Raw genomic sequence first — 5,960 nt, 5'->3', positions numbered from 1 at the left:
CGACGACCCGTCGAACGCGAGACCATCAGTGAAGAAGTTGTCGTCGACAGACTCCACCGGCAGATTGAAATGCTGCATCACACCCGGCAGGTCACAGAAACGTACGTCGACGAACTTCACGTCCTCGTTCTTGAGGTAACGCAGGAGTTCCTCGGGATTGGCGAACACTCGTCCTCCTGGCAACGTCCACGGGGTAGCTAGGCTCCTGGCGACGCTATGGCCGTGCGGTTGCCCGGCCATGTCTCCAGTGTTTCTGCCGTGTTACGTCCCTCGCGTTGTGTCATGTTCCCTGGTGGGACGGACCCGATACGCGACGGACTGGTCCGGCTGTGCCAGTGTAGTGAAAATTGCTGCTATTGACCCTTTTCGGTATCACGTGCCGGACCTGCGCCGGGCCCGTGCCCGTGTGCTGGCTAGTCTTGTCCGCTGTGACGACCGAGCCCCACCACGCGCCGCCGCCCGCCACCGACCCCACCTTCGCCCCGGCCGACCTGGGCCGCCGCTTCGGGGCACTGGTCATCGACTGGGTGCTCTGCCTGCTCGCGTCGGGCCTGTTCGCCAGCCCCACCGGAGATCCGTGGGCGCCGGTCGTCGTGTTGATCGTGATGTACGGCTTCTTCCTCGGCCTGTTCGCGCAGACCCCCGGCATGTACGTCACCAGGATCCGCTGCGTGGCCTGGGCCGACGGCGGACGGATCGGACTGGTCCGGGCCCTGCTGCGCGGCGTCCTGCTGGCGTTGGTCGTCCCCGCACTGCTGATGGACCAGCACCGGCGGGGCCTGCACGACCGCCTCAGCGGCGCGGTCGTCGTCCCGGCCGCACGCGCCGGGCGCTGACCGCCCGACCCGACCTCAGCGGCCCCGGCTCTGCCGGAAGGCACCGCGCGGCGGGCGGAGGTTCTTCGGGATGGCGCCCTTGGGCATCTGCGGCCGGGCGGTGAGCGCCTTGAGTCGCTTGTCCAGCGAGTTGACGTCCTTGCCGCTGAGGTTGCGCGGCAGCCGCATCAGCGTCATCCGCAGCTTGCGGATCGGCAGCTCGCCCTCGTCCTGGCCGATGACGTAGTCGTAGAGCGGTGCATTGCCGATCACCTTGGCGAGCCGGCGCTTCTCCTGGCCGAGCAGCCCGCGTACCCGCTGGGGGTTGCCCTCCGCCAGCAGGATCACGCCCGGCTTGCCGATGACCAGGTGGACCATGTCCATCTGGGTGGTCGAGCTGACCGCCGGGGAGACCCGCCAGTCGCCCCGCATGTTCTCCATGATCTGCGCGGCGGCGCCCGGCTGCCCCTCGGCCGCGTTCATCATCGCCCGGTTCGACCGCAGGTTGAGCACGATCAGCAGGGCGAGCAGGGCGAACAGGATGCCCAACGGCAACCACAGCCAGCCCCAGATCATGACCGCGACCACGGTCAGCGCGAGCGGAATCAGCACCGCGCCGGCCGCCAGTGGCGCGAACCACTTGTCCTGCTTGGCGGTGAATCGGAACACCAACCCGATCTGCTTCAGCCGCTGGCCGAACGAGACCTTCTCCTGGGGCTTTGCCATGCGCCCGAGTCTAGTGGTCGCTCGCCGCGCGGTTGATCCCCGGCCGGTCCCTGCCCGTCGGGCGCCGCTCGCCGGCCCGTCCCGGACCGGGGTTCGTGCGGTCGGTCGCCGACGCAGCCGGCCGAACCCTGTCGACGCCGGTCGGCTCAGCCGGCGACGGCGACGCTCTCGCGGGCGGCCAGGGCCTGCTGGTAGAGGCGGCCGGCGCGGTAGGAGGAGCGCACCAGCGGCCCGCTCATCACCCCGGCGAAGCCGATCTCCTCGGCCTCCTCGCGCAGCTCGACGAACTCCTCCGGCTTGACCCAGCGCTCCACCGGGTGGTGCCGGGGGGAGGGACGCAGGTACTGCGTGATGGTGATCAGCTCACAACCGGCGGAGTGCAGGTCGCGCAGCGCCTGGGAGACCTCGGCGCGCTCCTCGCCCATCCCCAGGATCAGGTTGCTCTTGGTGACCAGCCCGGCCGCGCGGGCCTGGCTGATGACGTCCAGCGAGCGCTCGTAGCGGAACGCCGGCCGGATCCGCTTGAAGATGCGCGGCACCGTCTCGACGTTGTGCGCCAGCACCTCGGGCCGGGCGCCGAACACCTCGGCGAGCTGCTCGGGGACGGCGTTGAAGTCGGGGATCAGCAGCTCGACGCCGCAGCCCGGTTGCAGGGCGTGGATCTGCCGGACGGTCTCCGCGTACAGCCAGGCGCCGCCGTCGGGCAGGTCGTCACGGGCGACGCCGGTGATGGTGGCGTACCGCAGGCCCATCGAGACCACCGACTCGGCGACCCGGCGCGGCTCGTCGGCGTCGAACTCGGCCGGCTTGCCCGTGTCGATCTGGCAGAAGTCGCAGCGGCGGGTGCACTGGTCGCCGCCGATGAGGAAGGTGGCCTCCCGGTCCTCCCAGCACTCGTAGATGTTGGGACAGCCGGCCTCCTGGCACACGGTGTGCAGCCCCTCGCGCGAGACCAGCCCGCGCAACTGGGTGTACTCCGGGCCCATCTTGGCCTTGACCTTGATCCACGGTGGTTTGCGCTCGATCGGCGTCTCGGCGTTGCGTGCCTCGATCCGCAGCAGTCGCCGCCCCTCGGGAGCGGGCGTCGCGGTACGCGCGGCCTGGCCGGTCGTTGGCGCGGAGTGCTCGATCGTCACAAAACGAGCCTACGCCGGATGGTGGCCGTCGATGAACAGGGGCGACGGCCGTCACCTCGGAAATCCTGTGACGCCGGACACCGAAGGCGGGAATCACGCGTCACAGGACGGCCCGATCGGGTGCTAGCGTGGTCGTTCGAGAGCGACGACGGAGCCGAGTAGCGCCCCGATCCGCCAGTTGAAGAGAGCCGCCGGTTGCTGTGAGGCGGTCTGGCGTCGGGCCGTGAAGACCCTCCCGAGCTGCGGGAAGAACGGCGTGTGATGTGTAAGGAAGGGCCCCCTGCTAACGCCTGCGGTAGAGCAGGGGACCCCGCCTAACATCCGCGCCCAGTAGAGCCCGCCCGGCTGGCCCCGGTGAAAAGGCGACGAATGAGGCCCCCGTCCCGACGGGGGCGAAGGTGTGGTGGCACCGCGAGGTTCCCGCTCGCCCACACCTCCCGGGGATCGCGTTGCGATCGACGAGGAGGTAACCGTGCAACGCATCCTGTCCGACCGACTCACCCCGCACACCGGCCGTACCGTCCGGATCGCCGGCTGGGTCCACCGCCGCCGACTGCTCAAGTCGGTGGCCTTCCTGATCGTCCGGGACGCCGCCGGCCTCACCCAGGTGGTGGTCACCGACCCGGCGGTCCGCGCCGAGATCGAGGCGCTGCCCGAGGAGAGCGTCGTCGAGGTCGACGGCACGGTGGTCGCCAACGCCACCGCGCCCGCCGGGGTCGAGCTGACCGGCCCGGTGGTACGCCCGCTCGGGCCGCCCGCCGTACCGCCGCCCTTCGACCTGTACCGGCCGACGCTCACCGCCAGCCTGCCCACCCAGCTCGACCACGCACCCGTCGCGCTGCGCCACCCGAGCCGCTCGGCGGCACTGCGCATCTCGGCGGCGGCGGTGGCCGGCTTCCGGGCCACGCTGGACGCCCGACGGTTCGTCGAGATCCACACCCCGAAGGTCGTCGGCTCGTCCACCGAGAGCGGGGCGAACGTCTTCGCGCTCGACTGGTTCGGCCGTCCGGCGTACCTGGCCCAGTCACCGCAGTTCTACAAGCAGCTCATGGTCGGTGTCTTCGAGCGGGTCTACGAGGTCGGGCCGGTGTTCCGCGCCGAGCCGCACGACACCGTACGGCACCTGGCGCAGTACACCTCCCTCGACGCCGAGCTGGGCTTCGTCACCGACCACCGGGACGTGATGGAGGTCCTGCGGGACACCCTGGCCGGCATGATGGAGACGGTCGACGACCGGGCCGGCGCCGCGTTGGCCACCCTCGGCGTGCAGGTGCCCGCCGTACCGGCGCAGATCCCGGACGTGCACTTCACCGAGGCCCTGCGGATCGCCGGGGCACCCGCCGACGAACCGGACCTGGCGCCCGCCCACGAACGGGCGCTGGGCGAGTGGGCGCAGCGGGAACACGGCTCCGACTTCGTCTTCGTCACCGGGTACCCGATGGCGAAGCGGCCCTTCTACACCCACCCCGACCCGGACCGGCCGGACTACTCGAACGGCTTCGACCTGCTCTTCCGTGGCCTGGAACTGGTGACCGGAGGGCAGCGGCTGCACCGGCACGCCGACTACCTGTCCGCCCTCGCGGCCCGGGGCGAACCGGTCGAGCCGTACGCCGGATACGTCGACGCCTTCCGGCACGGCATGCCGCCGCACGGCGGGTTCGCCATCGGTCTGGAACGCTTCGTCGCCCGGCTGACCGGAGCCGCCAACGTCCGCGAGGTCACCGCCTTCCCCCGCGACCTCCACCGCCTCACACCCTGACCCCGTCCGCCGTCCGATCGCGTCGATCATGGAGTTGTGGCACTGGAATTGCGGATGTATTTCCGTTTTGTTCCGACCACAACTCCATGATCGACGGGCGAACGGAGCGGGCAGGCGGGCGGAGCGGGCGGGCGGGGGTGGTGGGCCGACGGGCGGCGGGACGCTCAGGTGAGGTGGCGGAGTTTGGCGCGGGCGGCGCGGCGGGCGATGGGGCCGAGGTCGTCGATCACCTCGACCAGGACGGCGAGTCGTTCCAGGGCGTCGAACGCGGAGCGCGCGCCGTCCGGGTCGACGCCGTCGTAGAGTTCCAGGCCGATGAAGGCGGCGCTGACGGCACGGGCCAGTCCGGTGGGGTCGACGACCGGGGCGATCGGTGAGCCGTCGAGCAGTCGCCGCAGCACCGACTCGATCTCGACCGTCCAGATCCGCAGGGCCGCTGCGGTGGACTCGGCGAGCGTGGGGTCGTTCTGTGCGCCGGCCAGCAGCTGGGCCAGCACCGCGAGGTTGCCCTCGGCCTGTTCCTGGTGGTGCAGGGTACGCCCGACGTCGAGCAGTTCGCGCAGGGACGACACCTCGGCGAAACGGGCCCGGTACGCGGCCACCCGGGTGCTGGTGACACTCCGGCACGCCTCGGCCAGCAGTTCGTCGACGCTGCCGAAGTGATAGAAGACCAGCGCCTGGTTGACGCCGGCCGTGGCCGCGATCGTCCGCGCCGACACACCGGCGATGCCGTGCGCACGGATCGCGGCGATGGCACCGTCGATCAGTTTGTCCCGGGTGGCCATGGTGTCCTCTCGTCTACTCCCGGGGATTCTCGCGCAGCGGGCGTACGGCGGCGGGCACCGGTGTCCGGTGCGACGGGACGTAGTCGACGGTGAAGCCGCCCTCGTAGCCGAAGAGCGGACCGAACCGACGGTTGGTGACCCTGACCTCGATGCGGAACCGGTCGGCCCGGTCGTCGTACCACTCGCGTACGCGTGCCTCGCCGGTCAGCGCGGCGGGGCAGGGCAGCCCGTTCGGGAACCGCTGGACGCCACTGCGGATGGTCAGCCCACCGGCGGCGTCGACGGAGAGGTGCAGGTCGACGGCGAGGTGTTGGTGCGTACCGAGATAGTCGACCAGGACCCCGCGACGGGCGCTCCAGACCATCGTGGCGTCGAAGCGTCGCCGCCGGTGTGGGGTGACCTGGAAGGTGCGGACGAAGGTCAGGGTGGGGCGGCCGTACGTGTCGGTGTAGGCGTAGTTCTCGATGGTGAAGGGGATCTGCCGGCCGGTCTCCGGGAAGAGGATGTGGCGCAGGCTGCCGAGGCGCAGGAACGGCCACGTGAAGGCGCCGCCGTGCCAGACCCGGTCCATCGTCCCGGTGCCGACGCAGCCGAGGTCGGGTTCGCCGTCGACCGCGAAGCGGCGGCGCAGGTGCGGGTGCAGACGGTCGAAGTCGTCGCCGAGGGCGTGCTGGAAGACGGAGGTCACAGGTGCTCCAGGAGGCGGGGTGGCCGGGCGGCGAGGCGGTCCGGCGGGCGG

General features: G+C 70.9%; 7 protein-coding genes. 2 read left to right on the top strand and 5 right to left on the bottom strand.

Features of this window, described 5'->3' with window-relative positions; genetic code table 11:
- Positions 1–168 (bottom strand): glutamine synthetase beta-grasp domain-containing protein (locus EYA84_RS24445; protein ID WP_201272466.1); only part of this gene is annotated, 168 nt, incomplete at its 3' end.
- Positions 169–491: 323 nt separating this feature from the next.
- Between EYA84_RS24445 and EYA84_RS24440 the strand changes: the two genes are divergently transcribed.
- The gene (locus tag EYA84_RS24440) at positions 492–836 is read left to right on the top strand and encodes an RDD family protein (RefSeq protein WP_236145938.1); all 345 of its coding nucleotides are present in this window, start codon (positions 492–494) and stop codon (positions 834–836) included.
- Positions 837–851: 15 nt separating this feature from the next.
- Here the strand turns inward: EYA84_RS24440 and EYA84_RS24435 are convergent, their stop codons facing one another.
- Both EYA84_RS24435 and lipA read right to left on the bottom strand, forming a co-directional pair.
- Entirely contained in the window at positions 852–1,541 is a 690-nt protein-coding gene (locus EYA84_RS24435) for a DUF4191 domain-containing protein (RefSeq protein WP_131055719.1), read from the bottom strand.
- 146 nt (positions 1,542–1,687) lie between these two features.
- A complete protein-coding gene (gene lipA, locus EYA84_RS24430) occupies positions 1,688–2,677 on the bottom strand; it encodes a lipoyl synthase (RefSeq protein WP_131055717.1) in 990 nt (329 codons plus the stop codon).
- A gap of 472 nt (positions 2,678–3,149) precedes the next feature.
- Between lipA and aspS the strand changes: the two genes are divergently transcribed.
- On the top strand, positions 3,150–4,436 hold the full coding sequence (aspS, locus tag EYA84_RS24425; protein ID WP_131055715.1) for an aspartate--tRNA(Asn) ligase: 1,287 nt from the start codon (positions 3,150–3,152) through the stop codon (positions 4,434–4,436).
- A 164-nt stretch (positions 4,437–4,600) separates the two neighbouring features.
- Here aspS and EYA84_RS24420 read toward each other — a convergent pair whose 3' ends face one another.
- Together EYA84_RS24420 and EYA84_RS24415 are read right to left on the bottom strand one after the other, a co-directional pair.
- A complete protein-coding gene (locus tag EYA84_RS24420; protein ID WP_131055713.1) occupies positions 4,601–5,221 on the bottom strand; it encodes a TetR/AcrR family transcriptional regulator in 621 nt (206 codons plus the stop codon).
- Positions 5,222–5,234: 13 nt separating this feature from the next.
- Positions 5,235–5,909: a DUF4166 domain-containing protein gene (locus EYA84_RS24415; RefSeq protein ID WP_131055711.1), complete on the bottom strand. Its 675-nt coding sequence runs from the start codon at positions 5,907–5,909 to the stop codon at positions 5,235–5,237.
- Between the last annotated feature and the right edge of the window lie 51 nt (positions 5,910–5,960).

Source organism: Verrucosispora sp. SN26_14.1 (assembly GCF_004307965.1).
Classification (GTDB): domain Bacteria; phylum Actinomycetota; class Actinomycetes; order Mycobacteriales; family Micromonosporaceae; genus Micromonospora.
This window is presented reverse-complemented; position numbering and strand designations above follow the sequence as displayed.